The sequence below is a fragment of the Sedimentitalea sp. XS_ASV28 genome (assembly GCF_041224545.1).
Classification (GTDB): domain Bacteria; phylum Pseudomonadota; class Alphaproteobacteria; order Rhodobacterales; family Rhodobacteraceae; genus Sedimentitalea.
The window spans coordinates 61464-80314 of record NZ_JBGFGP010000163.1 but is presented as its reverse complement, the minus strand read 5'-3'; the positions used below and the strand labels follow the sequence as shown (position 1 = coordinate 80314).

The 18851-nt window shown below is 62.9% G+C and carries 19 protein-coding genes and 1 riboswitch; of the genes, 13 read left to right on the top strand and 6 right to left on the bottom strand.

The window, feature by feature from the left end; genetic code table 11:
- Window positions 1-49 precede the first annotated feature (49 nt).
- The 3 genes from phnF (at window position 50) to AB9K34_RS18430 (ending at window position 1575) form a co-directional block, all read left to right on the top strand.
- Window positions 50-772 carry a phosphonate metabolism transcriptional regulator PhnF gene (gene phnF, locus AB9K34_RS18440; RefSeq protein WP_369955894.1) on the top strand — a complete coding sequence of 241 codons (723 nt, stop codon included), beginning with the start codon at window positions 50-52 and terminating at the stop codon, window positions 770-772.
- A gap of 92 nt (window positions 773-864) precedes the next feature.
- Entirely contained in the window at window positions 865-1269 is a 405-nt protein-coding gene (gene mce, locus AB9K34_RS18435) for a methylmalonyl-CoA epimerase (protein ID WP_369955893.1), read from the top strand.
- A gap of 30 nt (window positions 1270-1299) precedes the next feature.
- Window positions 1300-1575, top strand: coding sequence for a DUF1467 family protein (locus AB9K34_RS18430; protein WP_369955892.1), 276 nt, complete (start codon window positions 1300-1302; stop codon window positions 1573-1575).
- A gap of 9 nt (window positions 1576-1584) precedes the next feature.
- Here AB9K34_RS18430 and AB9K34_RS18425 read toward each other — a convergent pair whose 3' ends face one another.
- Together AB9K34_RS18425 and AB9K34_RS18420 are read right to left on the bottom strand one after the other, a co-directional pair.
- Window positions 1585-1773: a hypothetical protein gene (locus tag AB9K34_RS18425; RefSeq protein WP_369955891.1), complete on the bottom strand. Its 189-nt coding sequence runs from the start codon at window positions 1771-1773 to the stop codon at window positions 1585-1587.
- A gap of 204 nt (window positions 1774-1977) precedes the next feature.
- Window positions 1978-2478 (bottom strand): hypothetical protein, encoded by a 501-nt coding sequence (locus AB9K34_RS18420; RefSeq protein WP_369955890.1) that lies wholly within the window; start codon window positions 2476-2478, stop codon window positions 1978-1980.
- A gap of 137 nt (window positions 2479-2615) precedes the next feature.
- A riboswitch (glycine riboswitch) is annotated at window positions 2616-2705 on the top strand.
- A 149-nt stretch (window positions 2706-2854) separates the two neighbouring features.
- On the opposite strand from AB9K34_RS18420, the gene gcvT reads away from it, so the two are divergent.
- The 3 genes from gcvT (at window position 2855) to gcvP (ending at window position 7312) form a co-directional block, all read left to right on the top strand.
- Window positions 2855-3979 (top strand): glycine cleavage system aminomethyltransferase GcvT, encoded by a 1125-nt coding sequence (gcvT, locus tag AB9K34_RS18415; RefSeq protein ID WP_369955889.1) that lies wholly within the window; start codon window positions 2855-2857, stop codon window positions 3977-3979.
- A gap of 20 nt (window positions 3980-3999) precedes the next feature.
- Entirely contained in the window at window positions 4000-4359 is a 360-nt protein-coding gene (gene gcvH / locus AB9K34_RS18410) for a glycine cleavage system protein GcvH (RefSeq protein ID WP_369955888.1), read from the top strand.
- 103 nt (window positions 4360-4462) lie between these two features.
- Window positions 4463-7312: an aminomethyl-transferring glycine dehydrogenase gene (gcvP, locus tag AB9K34_RS18405; RefSeq protein ID WP_369955887.1), complete on the top strand. Its 2850-nt coding sequence runs from the start codon at window positions 4463-4465 to the stop codon at window positions 7310-7312.
- A gap of 102 nt (window positions 7313-7414) precedes the next feature.
- Here the strand turns inward: gcvP and truA are convergent, their stop codons facing one another.
- Window positions 7415-8182 carry a tRNA pseudouridine(38-40) synthase TruA gene (truA, locus tag AB9K34_RS18400; RefSeq protein WP_369955886.1) on the bottom strand — a complete coding sequence of 256 codons (768 nt, stop codon included), beginning with the start codon at window positions 8180-8182 and terminating at the stop codon, window positions 7415-7417.
- 97 nt (window positions 8183-8279) lie between these two features.
- Between truA and AB9K34_RS18395 the strand changes: the two genes are divergently transcribed.
- The 7 genes from AB9K34_RS18395 to AB9K34_RS18365 all read left to right on the top strand — a co-directional run bounded on the left by AB9K34_RS18395 (window position 8280) and on the right by AB9K34_RS18365 (window position 16415).
- Window positions 8280-9695, top strand: a complete 1416-nt coding sequence (locus AB9K34_RS18395) for a YcjX family protein (RefSeq protein WP_369955885.1) — start codon at window positions 8280-8282, stop codon at window positions 9693-9695.
- Complete coding sequence (locus AB9K34_RS18390; protein ID WP_369955884.1) at window positions 9692-10141, top strand: GNAT family N-acetyltransferase; 450 nt, start codon at window positions 9692-9694, stop codon at window positions 10139-10141. Before AB9K34_RS18395 ends, AB9K34_RS18390 begins: the two co-directional genes overlap by 4 nt.
- Complete coding sequence (locus AB9K34_RS18385) at window positions 10138-11133, top strand: YcjF family protein (RefSeq protein WP_369955883.1); 996 nt, start codon at window positions 10138-10140, stop codon at window positions 11131-11133. The genes AB9K34_RS18390 and AB9K34_RS18385 overlap by 4 nt, the downstream gene beginning before the upstream one ends.
- A gap of 81 nt (window positions 11134-11214) precedes the next feature.
- Window positions 11215-12045: a class I SAM-dependent methyltransferase gene (locus tag AB9K34_RS18380; RefSeq protein WP_369955882.1), complete on the top strand. Its 831-nt coding sequence runs from the start codon at window positions 11215-11217 to the stop codon at window positions 12043-12045.
- A 339-nt stretch (window positions 12046-12384) separates the two neighbouring features.
- On the top strand, window positions 12385-15309 hold the full coding sequence (gene ileS / locus AB9K34_RS18375; RefSeq protein WP_369955881.1) for an isoleucine--tRNA ligase: 2925 nt from the start codon (window positions 12385-12387) through the stop codon (window positions 15307-15309).
- Window positions 15310-15413: 104 nt separating this feature from the next.
- Complete coding sequence (locus tag AB9K34_RS18370) at window positions 15414-15866, top strand: methylated-DNA--[protein]-cysteine S-methyltransferase (RefSeq protein WP_369955880.1); 453 nt, start codon at window positions 15414-15416, stop codon at window positions 15864-15866.
- Window positions 15867-15950: 84 nt separating this feature from the next.
- Window positions 15951-16415 carry a hypothetical protein gene (locus tag AB9K34_RS18365; RefSeq protein ID WP_369955879.1) on the top strand — a complete coding sequence of 155 codons (465 nt, stop codon included), beginning with the start codon at window positions 15951-15953 and terminating at the stop codon, window positions 16413-16415.
- Between the two features lie 12 nt (window positions 16416-16427).
- Here AB9K34_RS18365 and AB9K34_RS18360 read toward each other — a convergent pair whose 3' ends face one another.
- From AB9K34_RS18360 to AB9K34_RS18350, 3 genes are all read right to left on the bottom strand, one after another.
- Window positions 16428-17138 (bottom strand): phosphatidylcholine/phosphatidylserine synthase, encoded by a 711-nt coding sequence (locus AB9K34_RS18360; protein ID WP_369955878.1) that lies wholly within the window; start codon window positions 17136-17138, stop codon window positions 16428-16430.
- Between the two features lie 70 nt (window positions 17139-17208).
- Window positions 17209-18129, bottom strand: a complete 921-nt coding sequence (locus AB9K34_RS18355) for a tyrosine recombinase XerC (protein WP_369955877.1) — start codon at window positions 18127-18129, stop codon at window positions 17209-17211.
- Entirely contained in the window at window positions 18126-18833 is a 708-nt protein-coding gene (locus AB9K34_RS18350; protein WP_369955876.1) for a DUF484 family protein, read from the bottom strand. The genes AB9K34_RS18355 and AB9K34_RS18350 overlap by 4 nt, the downstream gene beginning before the upstream one ends.
- Window positions 18834-18851 lie beyond the last annotated feature (18 nt).

The following is an 18851-nucleotide window of genomic DNA, read 5'->3' as shown; positions in this document are numbered from 1 at the left end:
ACACATCATAGCAGAGACGACGATTCGCGACAGCAGGGATTTGTGAATTTTGTATGAACATGATCGCCCCCGCACACCGGTCTGGCGCGCCATCGCAAATGCACTTCGCAGTGACATCGCAGAGGGCCGGTACGGTCCGGGGGACAAACTGCCGACCGAGGCGACGCTGGCGGCGCGGTTCGGGGTCAATCGGCATACGGTACGCCGCGCCCTGGCCGATCTTGTCGAGGCCGGGTTGGTCCGCACCCGCCGCGGGTCGGGCGCCTTTGTGGCCGCGACTCCGGCGAGCTATCCGATCAGCCAGCGCGTGCGATTTCACGAAAACCTGCTGGCGGCGGGGCGTATCCCTCTCAAGCGCGTGTTGCAGATTGAAATCCGCGCCGCAACAACGACCGAAGCTGAGACGCTTGCAATTGCGTCAGGCAGCGAGGTGTGCGCCTATCATGGCCTGTCGCTGGCGGATGGCGTGCCAATCGCGGTGTTCGAAAGCGTGTTTCCGATGCAGCGACTGGCGGGAATCGACGCGGCATTGGCTGAGACCAGCAGTGTCACCGAAGCACTGCGCCGCGTCGGCATTCCCGATTATACCCGCGCCTCAACGCGCTTGACCGCGGTGCTGGCCGATGCGACGCAGGCCCTGCATCTCGAAATCCGCGAAGGCGATCCGCTGTTGCGGACGACAAGCGTGAATGTCGATGGCGGCGGGACACCGGTGGAATACGGCCGGACGTGGTTTTGCGGCGACCGGGTGACGCTGACGGTCGATCTCTGACGCGTGTTGTGCCAAATGGGCGATTTGGTCCCATTGCCCTTGCCCGGCGCGCGACGCATAAGGTCGTGACCAAAGCAGATGAGGAAAGATTCATGATCGGACGCCTGAACCATGTTGCCATCGCCGTACCGGACCTTGAGGCCGCGTCAGCGCAATATGCCGGTGCTCTTGGTGCCAAGGTTGGCGCGCCACAGGACGAACCCGATCACGGGGTGACCGTGGTATTCATCGAATTGCCGAATACCAAGATCGAACTTCTTTACCCGCTGGGCGACAACAGCCCGATTCAGGGGTTTCTCGACAAGAATCCCTCGGGCGGCATCCATCATGTGTGCTATGAGGTCGAGGACATTCTCGCAGCGCGCGATCATCTGAAATCGACGGGTGCGCGGGTGCTGGGCGACGGCGATCCCAAGATTGGCGCCCACGGCAAGCCCGTGCTGTTCCTGCACCCCAAGGATTTCAACGGCTGTCTTGTCGAACTGGAACAGGTCTGAGCGACAGCTTACTGAAAACAGGAGTCTCGCATGTCCATCGCATCGGCAATCGTTCTGTTCGCGATCATCTGGTTCATGACCTTCTTTATCGCCCTGCCGATCCGTCTGCGAACGCAGGGCGACATGGGAAAGGTCGAACCGGGCACCCACGCCGGGGCGCCTGAAATTCACAATATCAGGAAAAAGGCGTTGATCACCACGGGCGTGGCGCTGGTTATATGGGGGGTGGTCGTTGCCATCATCCTGTCCGGCGTGATCAGCGTGCGCGATTTCGACTGGTTCAACAGGATGGGGCCGGAGGGCTAGAGCGCCGTTTCAGCGCTCGATCGGCAAAATGTTGTGAAGGCGGTGATAAGGCGCCGATTTGACGCTTTTACTGACATCCGGCACCGTCTCCGCCTGACGCGCGCGAAAGCTCATGTACGACGCAGCACCCAGGCCAATAAGACCCGCGCAAACGCTGGTTCCCAGTATCAGGCCATCCAAACCAAGAGTCTCAAACATCACAGAACTCCTTCTCTGACCCCCAATATAGGCGATCCCGGACAGGATTTCCACTATCGACAGCCCCGAATATGCCCGGAATTCGTGTCGAAACCAGCAGGCTTACCCCGAATCGCGCGAGATATACCGGAACACCCGCTGTCCCGGACGCGAGAATAAGGCGTAGCGCATTGCGAAAAAAGGATTCTTTACGACCGCTCCGCCTTACCGCGAATCCTGCACGTTTCGCAGCAAATGCTCGGTTTCCTCACGCTCGCGGCCGATTGCGGCCTGCCCCCGGCGCAGCCGCAACCTGCCGAGCGCCACGGCGATTCCCCCGACGGCGGGCACCGCCAGCGCGGCAATGGCGGGAGTGCCGATCAGGGCACCGGCAATCGCCGCGCCCGCCGCCGCCAGAAGCGCCCCGGCGCTCAGCCGCTGGGTCCAGACGCCGATCACCTCGTCAAGGTCGCGCAGGCCGCTTTCGCGTTCGCGCAGTCGTGCGATCCGCCGCCCGATCAGATCGCACAGCACAAAGGTCACCTCGTCGTGGTTGACCTGCTGCAAGGCCGACACGAGCGCGGCCCGCTCGGCGGGATCGGCGCAAACAGAATCGACGAGCGCGTCAACCTCGGCAAGCGCCACCGGCTCTTCCATGGAAAGAGCGCGGACAAAGGCGATCAGCGCGGTCGCCGGGCGGCGTTTCTTGGGCGCGAGGGCGGTCATGCGGGCATCCTTGCCCCCAAACGCGCCTACGGCAACCGGATTATGCCGCGGAGGAGCGCATTTGCGCGATCCGGCAATCGTCCCGGGCAGGTCGCAAGCAGGGGGTTGCCGGATATTCGCGGTGACGTTACGGTATACGAAAGCATGCGGGAGAACCGGGCGAATCGTCCGGTGCCGAAGGAGCAACCGCCCCGGAAACTCTCAGGCGAAAGGACCGTCTGCTTATCGAACTCTGGAGAGTGACGCCTGGCGTCCGCCGAAGGGATAGCGATCTCAGGCGAAAGGACAGAGGGGGCATCGTGCCGCGCCATGTCGCGCGGGTTTGGGGTGCCGGGATGATTCTACATAATCGCATCGGCCTGTGACAGGAGCAGGTATGACCGATCTGAAACACACGCCGCTGCATGCGCTGCATGTCGAGCTGGGCGCACGTATGGTTGGCTTTGCCGGATATGACATGCCGGTGCAGTTTCCCGACGGGATCATGGCGGAACACAGCCACACACGGCAAAGCGCCGGGCTGTTCGATGTCAGCCACATGGGGCAGGTGATCCTGTCCGGCGCGCCGATGGCCGACATCGCCGTTGCTTTTGAAAAACTTGTTCCGATGGATGTGGCGGGCCTGCCCGAAGGGCGGCAGCGATACGGTCTGTTCCTGAATGACGCGGGCGGCATCCTCGATGACCTGATGTTCGCCAACCGGGGCGATCACCTTTACGTGGTGGTCAATGCCGCTTGCAAGGACGCGGATATCGCACGCATGAAGGCGGCTCTGGAACCGGCGGTTTCTGTGACACCTGTCACCGACCGTGCGTTGCTCGCGTTGCAGGGGCCGGCGGCCGAGGCCGTGCTGGCCGGGCTGAACGCGGGTGTCGCCGAGATGGCATTCATGGATGTCGCGACCCTGGAACTGGATGGCGTGGATTGCTGGATCTCGCGGTCGGGCTATACCGGTGAGGACGGTTTTGAAATCTCGGTTCCCGAACACCATGCCGAGTCGCTGGCGCGCACCCTGTTGTCCAATGACGCGGTTGCGCCCATTGGCCTGGGCGCGCGGGATTCCCTGCGTCTGGAAGCCGGGCTGTGCCTGTATGGCCATGACATCGATGAAACCACTCTGCCCGCCGAGGCCGGGCTGACCTGGGCGATCCAGAAAATCCGCCGTGCCGGAGGCGACCGTGCAGGCGGCTTCCCCGGGGCCGAGCCGGTGCTGGGGCAAATCGCTTCGGGGCCGGATCGCAAGCGCGTCGGCCTGCGGCCGCAGGGGCGGGCGCCGATGCGCGAGGGCGTTGCCTTGTTCGCCGAGGCCGAAGGCGGCGAGCAGATCGGCGCCATCACATCCGGGGGCTTTGGCCCGACCGTTGGGGGGCCGGTGGCGATGGGCTATCTGCCTGCCGACCTCGCGACACCAGACACCACAGTATATGGCGAGCTGCGCGGCAAGCGCCTGCCGCTCACGGTCGCGAAGCTGCCGTTCGTGACCGCCAATTTCAAGCGCTAGTCCAAGAGGGAAAACCGGACATGAAATTTACCGAAGAACATGAATGGCTGCTGGAAGAAGGTGAACTGATCGTTGTCGGCATCACCGAGCATGCGGCGGAACAACTGGGTGATGTCGTATTCGTGGAACTGCCCGAGGCCGGCAGCGCGGTCAGCAAGGATGACGAGATCGTCGTGATCGAGAGCGTCAAGGCGGCGAGCGATATTCTCGCCCCGCTGGACGGCGAAATCGTCGAGGTGAACGAGGCGCTGGCCGACAATCCGGGTCTGGTCAACGAGGACGCGCAGGGCGAAGCATGGTTCTTCAAGATCAAGCCGTCCGACACCGGTCCGATGGCGGATTACATGGATGAAGCCGCCTACAAGGATTTCATCGCATAAATATCCCGCGCGCCGGGAGTTTTCTTCCGGCGCGCATCTTGCGGCACGAGAATGACGAACGGGGCGCCAATGGGACCGGCCCCGCCTTTTCTGGAGACACCCGATGCCTTTTGAGCCAACCGACTATCTGCCCTACGATTTTGCCAATCGCCGTCATATCGGCCCGTCCCCGCAAGAGATGGACGAGATGCTGGCCACGGTCGGCGCCGAGAGCATCGACGCGCTGATCGACGACACGGTGCCAAAGGGTATCCGGCAGAAAGACAAGCTGGATTTCGGTCGCGCCAAATCCGAGCGCGAATTGCTGCACCACATGCGCCTGACGGCGGGCAAGAACAAGGTCCTGACCAGCCTGATCGGTCAGGGCTACTACGGCACGATGACGCCGCCGGCGATCCAGCGCAACATTCTGGAAAACCCGGCCTGGTATACCGCCTATACGCCCTATCAGCCGGAGATCAGCCAGGGACGGCTCGAGGCGCTGCTGAATTACCAGACCATGATCAGCGACCTGACCGGGCTCGAGATCGCCAACGCGTCGCTGCTGGACGAGGCGACCGCCTGTGCCGAGGCGATGACCATGGCGCAGCGGGTCGCCAAATCCAAGGCCAGGGCGTTCTTTGTGGATCGCGATTGCCATCCGCAGAACATCGCGGTGATCCAGACCCGCGCGGCGCCATTGGGAATCGAAGTGATCGTCGGCAATCCGGACAAGCTCGAGGCGGACAAGGTATTTGGCGCGCTCTTCCAGTATCCCGGCACCTATGGGCATGTGCGCGATTTCACCGACCAGATTGCGGCGCTGCATGAGAACAACGCGATTGCCGTGATGTCGGCCGATCCGCTGGCGCTGACCCTGCTCAAGGAACCGGGGGCAATGGGCGCGGATATCGCCGTCGGCAGCACCCAGAGATTTGGTGTTCCGCTTGGCTATGGCGGGCCGCACGCGGCCTATATGGCAACCAAGTCGAACTATGCCCGTTCGATGCCCGGGCGGCTGGTCGGGGTCAGCGTCGACAGCCACGGCAACCGCGCCTATCGCCTGTCGCTGCAAACCCGGGAACAGCACATCCGCCGTGAGAAGGCGACGAGCAATGTCTGCACGGCACAGGCGCTGCTGGCGGTGATGGCGTCGATGTATGCGGTGTTTCACGGACCCAAGGGGCTTCAGGCCATTGCGCAGCGGATCCACCGCAAGACGGTACGCCTTGCCCGCGGACTGGAAGAGGCGGGCTTCAAGGTCGATCCCAAGTCGTTCTTTGACACCATCACCGTTGATGTGGGGCCGTTGCAGGCGGCGGTTCTGAAATCTGCGGTGGATGAAAACATCAACCTGCGCCGCGTCGGTGAGCACCGCGTCGGGATCAGCCTGGATGAATGCACACGGCCCGAGAATGTCGAAGCGGTCTGGCGTGCCTTTGGCATAGTCCGCAAGGATGACCAGTTCGAACCGGAATACCGGGTGCCTGACGAACTGCATCGCACGACCGAATATCTGACCCACCCGATCTTTCACATGAATCGCGCGGAAACCGAGATGATGCGCTATATGCGTCGCCTTGCGGACCGTGACCTTGCACTTGACCGGGCGATGATCCCGCTTGGCAGTTGCACGATGAAGTTGAACGCCGCTGCCGAAATGATGCCGGTGAGCTGGCGCGAATTCGCCCGTCTGCATCCGTTCTGTCCGGCGGATCAAGCCCAGGGCTATCACGAACTGATCACGGACCTGTCGAGCAAGCTGTGCCAGATCACCGGTTACGATGCGATCTCGATGCAGCCGAATTCGGGCGCGCAGGGTGAATATGCCGGCCTCTTGACCATTGCGGCCTATCACCGCGCGAATGGTGAAGCGCACCGCAACATCTGCCTGATCCCGATGAGCGCGCATGGCACCAACCCTGCCAGCGCCAACATGGTCGGTTGGAAGGTCGTACCGGTGAAATCGGCGGCAAACGGCGACATCGACCTGGAAGATTTCCGCGCCAAGGCGGAAAAACACGCGGACGACCTGGCAGGTTGCATGGTTACCTATCCCTCGACGCACGGGGTGTTCGAGGAAACCATCATCGAGGTCTGCGAGATCGTGCACGAGCATGGCGGGCAGGTCTATATCGACGGCGCGAACATGAACGCCATGGTCGGCCTGTCGCGTCCCGGCGATCTGGGCGGCGACGTGAGCCACCTGAACCTGCACAAGACCTTCTGCATCCCGCATGGCGGGGGAGGGCCCGGCATGGGGCCGATCGGGGTCAAGGCGCATCTTGAGCCGTATCTGCCGGGGCATCCGGCCACGGGCGGACAGGAAGGGCCCGTCTCGGCGGCCCCCTATGGCTCGCCCTCGATCCTGCCGATCAGCTGGGCTTATTGCCTGCTGATGGGGGGAGACGGTCTGACCCAGGCGACGCGGGTTGCGATCCTGAACGCCAACTACATCGCCAAGCGGCTGGAAGGGGCCTACGACGTCCTGTATCGTGGCAAGACAGGCCGTGTGGCGCATGAGTGTATCATCGATACACGCCCCTATGCGGAGAGTGCGGGTGTCACCGTGGATGACATCGCCAAGCGCCTGATCGACAACGGTTTCCATGCGCCCACGATGAGCTGGCCGGTCGCCGGAACCCTGATGATCGAGCCAACCGAGAGCGAAACCAAGGCCGAGCTTGACCGGTTCTGTGATGCGATGCTCGCAATCCGCGAAGAGATCCGCGATATCGAAGAGGGCCGTATCGACAAGGACAACAACCCGCTCAAGAACGCGCCTCACACCATGGAGGATCTGGTCAAGGATTGGGATCGCCCCTATTCGCGTGAACAAGGCTGTTTTCCGGCGGGCGCGTTCCGGGTCGACAAGTACTGGCCGCCGGTGAACCGCGTGGACAACGTCTATGGTGACCGCCACCTGATCTGTACCTGCCCGCCGATGGAAGATTACGCCGAGGCCGCAGAGTAGCGCGATCAGATACGAACCTGCATCATCCAGCGCGGCCTGAAAATCAGCCCGTTGGGTGGTGCATGATGTGCTGCGCCGCGCCGATGCACCTTCGGTGTTCGGTCAGCCAAACGGGTCGTGAGGATAGCGCACCGCGGCCAGGTACAGCCCCTGTGGCGGGCAGACAGGCCCGCAGGCGGCACGGTCGCGGGCATTCAGGGCGGCTTCGACATCGTCCGGTGTCCATGCGCCGCTGCCGACACGTTCCAGCGTTCCGACAAAGCTGCGCACCTGGTTATGCAGGAATGACCGCGCCCGAACGTGAAACCGCACTTCGCGACCCGACAAACCGTCGACCTCTTCGATGCGCAGTTCGTCCAGCGTCTTGATCGGGCTTGCCGCCTGACAGATCGAACTGCGGAAGGTGGTGAAATCGTGCCGGCCGATCAACCGGTCGGCACCGGCCTGCATTGCGTCTGCATCCAGCGGATGCTTGACCTGCCAGACCTGACCATCCTCATGCGTTGCAGGCGCGCGGCGGATCAACAGGCGAAAGAGATAGCGGCGCTCGATGGCCGAAAACCGGGCATGCCAGTCATCGCTTACGGTGGCGCAATCGACAATCGCGATCGGGGCCGGTTTCAGGTGATAGTTCAGGGCTTCCGACAGGCGGAAAGGATCCCAGTCCCGCAGCATGTCGCAATGGGCCACCTGGCCAAGCGCATGCACCCCGGCATCCGTTCGACCGGCAGCGGCGATCGTATGGCCGCGGGGTTCGAGCCGGGCAAGCGCCGCCTCGATGGCACCCTGCACCGATGGCAGGTCCTTCTGCCTTTGCCAGCCGGCAAAGGGCGCACCCTGGTATTCAACTTTGAGAGCGTAACGCGGCATGGCGCGCTGCTACCGCGCGCCGCGGCAAACGGCAAGGCTGGTAACACCGGCGCGCGCGTCCTATCTTGGGGCTGACAATGCGAGACAGGGTGCGGGTTTGGTGATTTCTTCGATAGCGGACGGGCTGGTGCGCAGTGTCGAGAGCGTGGGCGACACGATCAGCGAAACACTGTTCGAACCGGTGATCCGGCTGGGCGTGACCGGCCTCGCGCGGTCCGGCAAGACGGTGTTCATCACGTCACTTGTGGCCAACCTCATGGATCGCGGACGCATGCCCGGCCTTGCCGCCGCGCAGGAGGGACGGATCGAGGCCGCGTTCCTGCAACCGCAGCCCGACGATACGGTGCCGCGATTCGACTATGAAACCCATCTGGGCGCGCTGACCGCGAGCGAGCCGCGCTGGCCGGACAGCACGCGCGCGATCAGCGAATTGCGCCTGTCGCTGCGCGTGCGCCCAACCGGCCTGCTGTCCGGGTTCAAGGGGCCGCGCACGATCCATCTGGACATCGTGGATTACCCGGGCGAGTGGCTGCTTGACCTGGCACTTCTCGACAAATCCTATGCCCAATGGTCCGAGGAGACGCTGGAGCGATTGCGCGATCGCCCCTCTGCGGAGGATTACCGCCGGGCGCTTGCCGCCGTTGACCCGCTGTCGGCGCTTGAGGAACCCGTGGCGCAAAACCTGGCGCGGGCATTCACCGACTACCTGAAAGCAGCGCGGGCAGCGGGCTATTATGATTGTACGCCGGGGCGGTTTCTGTTGCCCGGAGATCTCGCCGGGTCGCCGGTGCTGACCTTTGCGCCGCTGCCTGCGCAGGGAAGCGCCCCGCGCCGATCGCTGGTGCGCGAGATGGAACGGCGGTTCGAGGCCTACAAATCGGAAGTGGTCAAACCCTTCTTTCGCGATCATTTCGCGCGCATCGACCGGCAGGTGGTTCTGGTGGATGCCCTGGGTGCGATCCACAAGGGACCCCGCGCTGTTGAGGACATGCGCGGGGCGATGACCGACATCCTAGCGGCGTTTCGCCCGGGTACGAATGCCTTTCTGACCAGGCTGCTCCTGGGGCGGCGGGTCGAGAAGATCCTGTTTGCCGCGACCAAGGCGGATCACCTGCATCACCTTCAACACGGCCGTCTGACCGCGATCATGCAGGCCCTGACTCGCGAGGCGCGGGATCGCGCGCAGTTCGCCGGGGCAGACACCGCCGCGATGTCGATTGCCGCCCTGCGTGCCACCACCGAAGAGGTGCGCAGCCACGAGGGGCGCGATCTGAACTGCGTGCGCGGGCGGTTGCTCGATACCGGCAAGGCCGCGGCCTTCTATCCCGGAGAATTGCCGCAGGACCCGGCGCAATTGCTCGGCCCGGCGCGTGAAGGTGCAGAGGCATGGCTGGACGCGGACTATCAGGTGATGTCCTTTGCCCCGGCGCCGCTGCAGTTGCGGCCGGGGGATGGCCCGCCGCATATCCGGCTTGACCGCGCGGCGCAGTTCCTGATCGGTGACCGGCTGTGAACGTCTTTCTGCGCGCGGCAACTCCGCTGGATGCGGGGGCAACCGGGGATATCCTGTGGCGGTCGCTGCGACAGGTCGCGAGTGATGAACTGAGCTCTGCGGCAGAGGCGATCGGGTGCTGTGACGTGATGATCGCGCGCAACTGGATGACCGTGGCGGTGAACGCCGCTGGCGTGCGGGCGTTTCTGGCGCGGGACGGTCAGGAAATATGTGCGCTGTATACCGCGGCTGAAGCGCGGGGCCGGGGGATCGGTCGGCAACTCATGCAGGAGGCAAAACGCAATGTTTCGCGGCTGCACCTGAAAACGCCTGCGGCGAATACGGGCGCGCGCCGCTTTTACGCACGAGAGGGGTTCGTGCCCGTTGACCCGGTCGGTGTCGTGCCGTGGGACGAGACGCCCGACGCCGCACGGACCTATGTCTGGCAAAAGGAGATCGCGGCATGACAAGGGGCCCGATTCTGATCGATCTGGAAGACCGCGAACCGCCCGTATCGGTGGCCGATGCGCCGCCGGTGCCCGATACGCCGGCACCTGACGGACAGGCCATGCAGATGGCGGCCCGGCTGGTCGCGCGTCGGCCCTCGCGGCTCGCCAGCTGGTTCTGGGGCCTTGCGGGGGCGGTGATTGGCGCAATGGTTTCCGTTGCGGCGTGGGATTTCGTGACCGGCCTGCTGGCGCGCGCGCCGGTGTTTGGCATCGTTGTCACGGTTCTCTTCGTCGCCATGCTGGGTGTCCTCCTGGTGATCGCGCTGCGCGAACTGGCGGCGATCGCGCGGCTGGGCCGGATCGACAGCCTGCACCGTGCCGCGGATGCCGCGCTGGCCGAAGAAGATCTGGAGCAGGCGCGTGCCGTCACCAAGCGGTTGCTCGCGTTCTACGCCGGTCGCGACGATACGCGGTGGGGTCGGCAATCGCTGAGCGAGCGGATGGGCGAACAATTCGATGCCTCCGGGTTGCTCAACCTTGCCGAGGTCGAACTGCTTGCGCCTCTGGATGCCGCCGCCAGCCGCGAAGTCGAAGCCGCCGCCCGGCAGGTCGCGGCAGTGACTGCGCTCGTTCCGCTGGCGCTGGCGGATGTGGCAACCGCGCTCGCTGCGAACCTGCGCATGATCCGGCGGATCGCCGAGATCTATGGTGGACGCTCGGGTCTGATCGGAAGCTGGCGGCTGACGCGCGCGGTGTTCACACATCTCGTGGCGACCGGCGCGGTCGCGGTGGGCGATGACCTGCTCGAACCGTTGCTTGGCGGGTCGCTCCTGTCAAAGCTGTCGCGGCGCTTTGGCGAGGGGCTGGTGAACGGCGCATTGTCGGCGCGGGTGGGGGCGGCTGCAATGGAAGTCTGCCGTCCCTTGCCCTTCTCGCCCAGACGCAAGCCTTCGGTGCGCAAGATCGTCAAGAACGCGCTCGGCGGTCTGTTCGGTACAAAAGAGGCATAAAGCTGCCGGTAATATTTAGTGTGTTGACGTTAGGTCACTTTGTGGCGGTATGATTGCATGAAACTCTGCGGGAGACGTGCAGTGACGGAGCTTTCCGAAGTTGCGAAACACTATTCCAGCACTGCGCTGCTTGACCGTATCGAGGCCGCCCTGGCAGAGGTCGGCGCGCGTCGGCCGCTGGATCTCGAAACCCTCGCTTTGTTTGACGAGTTCCATATCGGCGGGCGCAGGGCCACGCATCATCTGCTTGAAAACCTGAAGGTCTCAGCGGGCAACAAGGTGCTGGATCTCGGATGCGGCCTTGGCGGCCCGGCACGATATGTCGCCAAGACCAGCGGCGCACGTGTCACCGGTCTCGATCTCAGCGCGGATTTTGTCGCCACCGGCAATGCGCTGACCGGTCAGGCCCTGATGGCGGATCTTGTCGAGTTGCGACAGGGCAGCATTCTGGACATGCCGTTTGACGACAATCAGTTCGACGTCGCCTATATGATCCACGTCGGCATGAATATCTCGGACAAGCCGGCTCTTGCCGCCGAGGTTGCCCGGGTTCTGAAGCCGGGCGGCGTATTCGGCATATTTGACGTGATGGCGGTGGACGACGCGGAGCTTTCCTATCCGGTGCCCTGGGCGAGTGGTCCGGAACAAAGTGCACTTTGCCCGCCAGAGGCCTATCGCGACGCATTGACGGACGCAGGGTTCAATATCCGGTCGGAAACCGACCGAAGCGCATTCGCGCTGGATTTCTTTGCCCGCATGATGGCGCGACAGAACAAGGTAGAAGGCCAGCCGGTGCTGGGATTGCACCTTGTGATGGGACCGGATGCAGGACTCAAGATCAGCAACATGGTCGCAGCCTTGCACGGCGGGCAGATTGCGCCGGTCGAGATGATTGCGCGCCTTGGCTCCTGACTCGTAACATGGAACCGGCGTGAGACCTGCAAGCCGCGCGGCAGGCACCGGGGTGAACGCCATGCCCGAGACAGCCATGTACGGCGCCGGGTTCAGCCACGTGTAGATCGCGCAACGGATCGAAGTGCGCGTTTTTGCTGTGCGCCTGCGGCGCGTCCGGAGACTCTGGACCATCCGTTCGCCGCGCCCTATAAGCCGGATCATGATGCGCATGGTACGGATCATTATTCGAATTATATCCCCGGCGCTCTGACCCTGAGACGCCGGGCAAAGGTGTTTGAGTGTTCGCACCGACCGCTTTCAATCCTTCCGACTTGACTGATCCAGAGGACGCCGCCCATGTGCGCCGATACGACGACCGAAACGCCCGATTATAAATCGACACTGAACCTGCCCAAGACCGATTTTCCGATGCGCGCGGGGCTGCCCAAGCGCGAGCCGACCTGGCTCGAACGATGGGAAAGGATCGGGGTCTACGATCGCCTGCGCGAGAAAGAAGGGCGTGCGCCGTTCACACTGCATGACGGCCCGCCCTATGCCAACGGGCATCTGCATATCGGTCACGCGCTGAACAAGACCATCAAGGACATGATCGTGCGCAGCCATCAGATGATGGGATATGACGCGCGTTACGTTCCGGGTTGGGATTGTCACGGTCTGCCGATCGAGTGGAAGATCGAAGAGCAGTACCGCAAGAAGGGTCGCGACAAGGACGAGGTCCCGGTCATCGATTTCCGCCAGGAATGCCGCAAGTTCGCGGCCGGCTGGATCGACATCCAGCGTGAAGAATTCAAGCGGATGGGTGTCACCGGCAACTGGGCCGACCCGTATGTGACGATGGACTATCACGCCGAGGCGGTGATCGCGGACGAGTTCATGAAGTTCCTGATGAACGGTACCCTGTATCAGGGCTCGAAACCGGTCATGTGGTCTCCCATCGAAAAGACCGCGCTGGCCGAGGCCGAGGTCGAGTATCACGACAAGGAGAGCTTTACCATCTGGGTGAAGTTCAAGGTGGTGAACACTGGCGATACCACGCTGGACAATGCCTATGTCGTGATCTGGACCACGACGCCCTGGACCATGCCGTCGAACAAGGCGGTGGTTTACGGCAAGGACATTTCATACGGGCTGTACGAAGTGACGGGCCGTCCCGAGGAATGCTGGGCCAGGATCGGTGAGCGCTACCTGCTGGCCGACAAGGTGGCCGACGACGTGTTCGCACGTGCGCGGCTGGACGAGTCCATGTATCGCCGCCTGTGTGACGTCACCCAGGACGATCTGGCCAGGATCCAGTTGCAGCATCCGCTGGCAGGCGCCGAAGGGGCCAACGGCGAATGGGATGACATCCGCGATTTCCGCGCGGCCGATTTCGTGACCGATACCGAAGGAACGGGTTTTGTCCATTGTGCGCCGTCACACGGGATGGAGGAGTTCGAACTCTACCGCGATCTCGGCATGCTGGAACAGGTCATCACCTACAACGTGATGGACGATGGCAGCTTCCGCGCCGATCTGCCGTTCTTTGGCGGCACCTACATCCTGTCGCGAAAGGGCGGCGAGGGCGATGCGAACAAGACCGTGATCGACAAGCTGGCCGAGGTCGGCGGGCTGCTGGCGCGCGGCAAGATCAAGCACAGCTATCCGCATTCGTGGCGGTCCAAGGCGCCGATCATCTATCGCAACACGCCGCAGTGGTTTGCGTCGGTGGACCGCAAGCTGGATGACGGCATGAACGAGATGGGCGACAGCATCCGCGAGCGCGCCCTGCGTTCGATCGACGAACTGGTGAAATGGACGCCGGCGTCGGGTCGCAACCGCCTGTATTCGATGATCGAGGCACGTCCCGACTGGGTGCTGTCGCGCCAGCGCGCCTGGGGTGTGCCGTTGACCTGTTTTACCAGAAAGGGCGCCTTGCCGACCGATCCGGAGTATCTGCTGCGCAATGCCGAACTGAACGCCCGCATCAAGGCCGCGTTCGAAGAGCACGGTGCCGATGTCTGGTACACGGACGGGTTCAAGGAGCAGGTACTGGACGGAATCGCCGCGCCCGAGGACTATGATCAGGTGTTCGATGTGCTCGACGTGTGGTTTGATTCGGGTTCGACGCATGCGTTTGTCCTGCGCGACCGTGCGGATGGCACCGCGGACGGTATTGCCGATGTCTATATGGAAGGCACCGACCAGCATCGCGGCTGGTTTCATTCCTCCATGTTGCAGGCCTGCGGCACAATCGGCCGCGCGCCATACCGCAACGTGGTCACACACGGGTTCACGCTGGACGAGAAGGGCATCAAGATGTCCAAGTCGCTTGGCAACACCATCGTGCCCGAGGAGGTGGTCAGGCAATACGGTGCCGATATCCTGCGCCTTTGGGTTGCCCAGACCGACTATACCGCCGACCAGCGGATCGGCCCCGAGATCCTCAAGGGTGTGGCCGACAGCTATCGTCGCCTGCGCAACACGCTGCGGTTCATGCTCGGTTCGCTGGGTGATTTCGACAATGTCGAACCGGTCGATCCCGCCGACATGCCGCCGCTGGAGCAATGGGTGGCGCACCGCCTCGCCGAACTCGATGCCGAGGTGCGCGCGGGCTATGCCGCATTCGATTTCCAGGGCGTGTTCCAAAAGGTCTTTACCTTTGCGACGGTCGATCTGTCGGCGTTCTATTTCGATATCCGCAAGGACGTGCTCTATTGCGATGCGGATGACAGCCTGCAACGTCGCGCGGCGCTGACCGTTCTTGACATGCTGTTCCATCGGCTGACCACCTGGCTGGCACCGATACTGGTGTTCACGACCGAAGAGGTCTGGTTGGAACGGTTCCCGGGCGAAGACAGTTCGATCCACCTGCAGGACATGCCCGACACACCCGAGGACTGGCTGCGGCCCGAACTCGCATCGACCATCGAGCAGGTCCGCAAGGTCCGCCGTGTCGTCACTGCGGCGCTCGAACTTCAGCGCCGCGACAAGGTTATCGGATCGAGCCTCGAAGCCGCGCCGGTCGTCTATCTGGAAAACGCCGACATGGTCGAGATGTTGCAGCGCGTGAACTTTGCCGATGTCTGCATCGCGTCGCAGATCGAACTGAGCACCGATGCGGCGCCGGAAGGGGCGTTCGCGCTGGACGATGTGCCGGGCGTCGCCGTGGTGTTCGCCGCAGCACAGGGCGAGAAATGCCAACGCTGCTGGAAGATCCTGCCGGATGTCGGCACGCATAGCCATCCCGGCGTCTGTGGGCGCTGTGACAGCGCGCTTGGCTGACACGCACACCGGCCCCGTTATGGGGCCGGCGCCATTCCCGCTCGTGTTGTGCGCGGCATAAATCGGGGGCAATGTGGTCGCATGCAGGATGCGGAGACCATGAGATGCGTCGGCTGACGGTTCCGACGCCGACCGGTGCGGTGACGATCACCGAAGAGAACGGCGCGATCACGCGGATCGACTGGGGTGGGGCGTGCACAGAGCATTCCGCATTGCTGGATCAGGCGGCGCGCCAGTTGGCCGCCTATTTCGATGACCCTGAAAATGGGTTCGACCTGCCCCTCAGGGTTGAGGGCAGCGCGTTCCAGAACTCCGTGTGCGACGCGATGCGGGCGATCCCGGTCGGTCATACGCGGACTTATGGCGACATCGCCCGCGATTTGAAGGCCCCGGCTCAGGCGGTGGGCCAGGCGTGTGGCGGCAATCCGATCCCGATCATCATCCCCTGTCACCGGGTTCTCGGCGCCAGCGGGCTGGGCGGGTATTCCGGCGCCGGCGGGATCGAGACCAAGGTGGCCCTTTTGCGCCACGAAGGGGCGGCGGGTTTGCTTATCTGACGGGCCGCCACGTTGTTTCGATTGCAAGTTGCCGCCACGATGACCACTTTATCGTGAATGCCTTTCAGCAAGAGGAAACCGACGATGAACAACCAAGACCCGGCCGCGTTGAAAAAGGCCCTGCGCGACAAGTTGATGACGCTGGAAGAGGGCGAGCTGGCCGAAGCCAAAGCGCATTACGAAAGTTTCCTGCGCGAAGCGCAACTCGACGACCGCGAGGCGCATGACAAGGACGATATCGCGGATGCACGCGAAAACGCGGATCTGGCGGCTGCGTTCGATCACCCGGTTCATGCGCATCACGCCAAGATCGACGTGATCGAAAACACCGATTTTTCGGTAACGGACAGGGTGCGACCCGGCGCGGTGGTCTCATTCAACGGGCGACATTTCGTCGTCGTGGTGTCAACGACCAAATTTGAATGCAATGGTGTGACATATATGGGAATTTCGACTCAGAGCCCCATCTACAAGGCAATCGACGGACTGGGAAAAGGTGATCGCTTTACCTTCAACGGGAGCGAGATCACGCTGGACGACGTGATGTGACGGGGTGCGCGGCTACGGGTTGGTGTTGTGGTCGGATTTTGGGGGAATGATCTGCTGCGCGATACCTGCGAACAACAGGTAGAGCGAGGTGACAACCAATCCCCAATGCGCCCAGCTCTGCGGATGAAAATCGACCCAGGCCGCCCAGCCGGCAAAGAATGTCCACGCCAGAGCCATCGGCAAAGTGACCGACCGCCAACGCTCGGTGCGCACCGGATGAACGAATTTCAGCGGCGTGAACATGGTGATGGCGAGTGCGGTGACAATGGCGAGGATGACCCAGAAATTCGGATGAAGCGCAAAGATGACCAGCACCACCATATTCCAGCATCCGGGAAAACCGGAAAAGGAATTGTCCTTGGTTTTCATGCGCGTGTCGGCGAAATACAACGCGCTGGTAAAGGTGATGACGATGATCGCGAACCAGCCCGTCCAGCCATCCATCAATCCGGATTGGAACAATGCAAAGGCCGGGATGAACACATAGGTCAGATAGTCGATGATCAGGTCGAGCAGCACCCCGTCGAACTCCGGGGCATAATGTTTGACCTGATATCGGCGGGCAAGCGGTCCGTCGATCCCATCGACGACAAAGGCCACCACCAGCCACAGGAACATCAGGCTCCATTCGGTCCGTGCCGCGGCGAGCATCGCGAGCATGGCGAAAACCGCACCTGTTGCGGTGAAAAGGTGAACGAGAAGGGCGCGAATATTCGGAGTCATGGCACTGCTTGTGCCGGATGTGTTGCGACGATGCAAAGCAAAACCTGCGATATTTTCCGGCTGTGATCCTTCATGCCTTTGGGTGGGTGCGGTCGTAAACTTCCATCAGGCGCGCGGTATCGACGGCGGTATAGGCCTGGGTCGTTGACAGCGAGGCGTGCCCGAGCAGTTCCTGTATCGCGCGCAGATCACCCCCGGCGCTCAGCAGGTGGGTGGCAAAACTGTGGCGCAGCGCGTGCGGCGTCGCGGTGGATGGCAGGCCAAGCTGCATGCGGGTGCGCGCCATCACGCCCTGGATGAGTCTCGCGTGCAGAGGGCCGCCGCGCACGCCGCGAAACAGCGGCGCGTCCTGTTCGAGAGCGTGGGGACAAAGCCGGACATAGGTGTCAACCGCCTCGCGGGCGGCATCCAGCACGGGAACCACGCGTTCCTTGCCGCCCTTGCCGACGATCCGCAGCGAGGCGGGCAGCGGGCTGTCCGCGCCCCTGAGGCCGAGCGCTTCGGATATGCGCAGCCCACAACCGTAAAGCATTGTCACCACGGCCACGTCGCGCGCCCCGACCCAGCCCTGCGCCGATTGCAACTCGATCGTGTCCAGCACCGCCTTTGCGGCGTCCTCCGCCAGCGGTCTTGGCAGTTTCTTCTGAAACTTGGGAGAACGGGTCGAGAGCACGGCCGTGGGTTCGAAACCCGCGCGCTCGGACAGCCAGCGGTAGAAATTCTTGACCGCCGAGAGTTTGCGGGCGAGCGACCGGGCGCCGACGCCATCGGCGCGGGTTTGGGCCATCCAGGCGCGCATATCCGAAATCGAGATCCGCTCCAGCGCGCCCAACCCTTGCGGACTGCCGTGATGCGTCGTCATGAAAGACAGGAAATCCCCCACATCGCCGCGATAGGCAACGATGGTGTTTTCCGACGCCCCTGCAAGTGCCCGTTGCCCGTCAAGCCAGGTTTGCAGCGCATCGCGACACGCCGGCGATATCAGCGTCATGACAGCCAGCGCCGCATGGTTCTCTCGAATACCCCGGTAAAGAACGCCAGGATATCGGTCGCCTGTTGCGGCGCAAAATGGGTCGGTTCCGCCGCGCCCATGACCAGCAGGCCGGGCAGCTTGTCGGGTCCGAAATCGAGCTTCATGCAGGCTTCCGAGCCGATGTCCGGGGCCTTGTCGCCATAGACCCTGACATCGGCGTCGCGCACGGTCCGCAGGCTGACCTGACGCGGGGCACCTTTGCGTCCCCGTGCGAGATAGCTGTCGACGAAGCCCGGTTCGGCCAGCACAAGCGTGCCGTTTAGGTGCCGGCCTGCGGTGTCGTGATCGCTCTGCGTGGTTTCAAGCACCAGCGTGATCGCCTCGACCCGCAGGATGCCGGCAACCGGGCCGCCAAGATCGCGCAGAAAGGTCTCGAACTCGGTCGCATCGAGCATACGGAGGATCGCGCGATGCACCTGGTTGGTGCTCGACAGGTTCTCGTAGGCCGCTTCGATCACGCTGCGATGTGTGTCTTCGAGCCGGTCAAGCCGCGCCTCCAGCCGCTCCATGGCGACGCCGCGCAGGTCGATGATGTTGTCGCCTTTCGATCGGTCGTCCGCTGCGATCAGCGCCTGCATCACCGCCTGATCATCGAGAATCGCATCGGGTTCGGCGATGATCGCATCGCGCAGGGTTTCTTCCAGCTTTGGGGTGCTGCTCATGTCTGCCTCGTCGGTTTT